Origin of the sequence: Streptomyces herbicida (genome assembly GCF_032656585.1) — a bacterium.
Lineage (GTDB): Bacteria > Actinomycetota > Actinomycetes > Streptomycetales > Streptomycetaceae > Streptomyces > Streptomyces herbicida.
In genome coordinates, this window is the sequence record NZ_JAUYWJ010000077.1 from 1 (window position 1) to 2,055 (window position 2,055).

Sequence of the window (2,055 nt, forward strand, 5' to 3'; positions counted from 1 at the left end):
CGGGGATTGCGTTGAGTTGGTTGGTCCAGTAGGTGATCTGGGTGGCGAAGAGGCTGTCGGGGTCGTTCTGGTCGCCGAGGAGTTCGTTCTGCCACAGGGTGTAGTCGGCGTACTGGACGGGCAGGGGCGGCCAGTCGGGTGCCTGGCCCTGGGTGCGGGCGGCGTACGCCTCCGTCAGCTCGCGCGACAGCGGCCGCATCGACCAGCCGTCACCCGCGATGTGGTGTACCGCGATCAGCAGCCTGTGTTCCTGCTCCGACAGCTTGAACAACTCGGCCCGCAGTGGGGGTTCGGCCGCAAGGTCGAACGCGTGACGGGCACCCGTCTCCAGGGCGGCCGGTAGGTCGGCCTCGGTCGTAGGCGTGACGGTCAGGCGTGGGACGGCGTCCTCGGGGGCCAGCACCTGCTGGCACGGTACGCCCTCCGCCTCCGGAAACACCGTGCGCAGGCTCTCGTGCCGGGCGACGACATCGGCCAGGGCAGCGCGGAGCGCGTCGTGGTCCAGTCGACCGGTCAGCCGGACGACGAGCGGGATGTTGTACGTGGCGCTCGGGCCCTCCATCCGATGGAGGAACCAGAGCCGTCGCTGTGCTGAGGAGAGGGGAAGGACCGGCGGCCGCTGCCGCACCGTGAGCGCCGGTCGAGCGGGTCCGGCGGTGTCGAGGAGGGCCGCCACCGCCGCCGGGGTCGGGCCTTCGAACAGCGCGCGCAGTTCCACTTCGACGCCGAACGAGGCCCGGATGCGGGCGATCAGCTGGGTGGCCAGCAGGGAGTGCCCGCCCAGTTGGAAGAAGTCGTCTTCGACACCTGCCCGGGGCAGCCCGAGGACCTGCGCGAACAGGTCGCACACGATCTGTTCCTGCGGGGTACGTACCTCGCGCACCGACACCGGGGCCGTGAAGTCCGGCTCCGGCAGCGCGGCCTTGTCCAGTTTGCCGTTGGCTGTGAGTGGCATGCGGTCGAGCAGTACGACTGCGGCCGGCACCATGTACTCGGGCAGCCTGTCCCGCGCGAACTTCTTGAGGTCCTCGGCTCGGAGAGCTTCCCGCGCGACCGCATAGGCCACCAGTCGGGCGTCACCGGACTGCTCGTGGCGCACCACCGTCGCCTCGACCACACCCGGGTGGCCGGACAGCACAGCCTCGATTTCGCCGGGTTCGATGCGGAAGCCTCGGATCTTGACCTGGTGGTCGGCGCGGCCGATGAACTCCAGTTCGCCGTCGGTGTTACGGCGCACCAGGTCGCCGGTGCGGTACATCCGGCCACCGGGCTCGGGGGCGTACGGGTCGGCGACGAACCGCTCAGCGGTCAGTCCTGGCCGCCCCAGGTACCCCTGGGCCACGCCGGCGCCCGCGACGTACAGCTCGCCCACCACCCCGGGCGCCACCAACCGCAGGCCGCCGTCCAGCACGTAAGTGCGCAGATCGGGGATGCCGACACCGATCACACTGGCCGCCGCGGCGGTGGCCCGCTCGCGGGTCAGTGGCTGGTACGTCACATGCACCGTGGTCTCGGTGATGCCGTACATGTTGACGAGCACCGGCGCGTCGTCGGAGTGGAGCCGGTACCAGTCGGCGAGGCGGGACGGCTGCAGCGCCTCACCGCCGAACACCACGGTGCGCAGGGCAAGTTGGCGCCGGGCGTCCGCGTCCGCCTGGGCCAGTTGATAGAAGGCCGACGGCGTCTGGTTGAGGACGGTGACGCCCTCGTCGGCGAGGAGGTTCAGGAACGCGCCCGGCGTCCGGCTGACCTCGTAGGACACCACCACCAGCCGACCCCCGTGCAGTAGCGCTCCCCACAGTTCCCACACCGAGAAGTCGAAGGCGTAGGAGTGGAACAGCGTCCAGACGTCGTCCGAGCCGAACCCGAACCACTTCCGCGTGGCGTCGAAGAGCCGCACCACGTTCCGGTGGGTGTTGACGACGCCCTTGGGCTGTCCGGTGGAGCCGGAGGTGTAGATGACGTAGGCGGGGTGATGGGGACTGAGCTGGGGAGTGGGATTGTGCGTGGGTTGGTCGCTGAGGTCGAGGGTGTCGAGGTGGACGGTGGGGGTGT

1 protein-coding gene is annotated in these 2,055 nt (G+C 69.9%); it reads right to left on the minus strand.

What is annotated here, in order from left to right; all coding sequences use genetic code 11:
• Positions 1-2,055 (minus strand): amino acid adenylation domain-containing protein (locus Q8A52_RS48780; protein ID WP_316765143.1); only part of this gene is annotated, 2,055 nt, incomplete at both ends.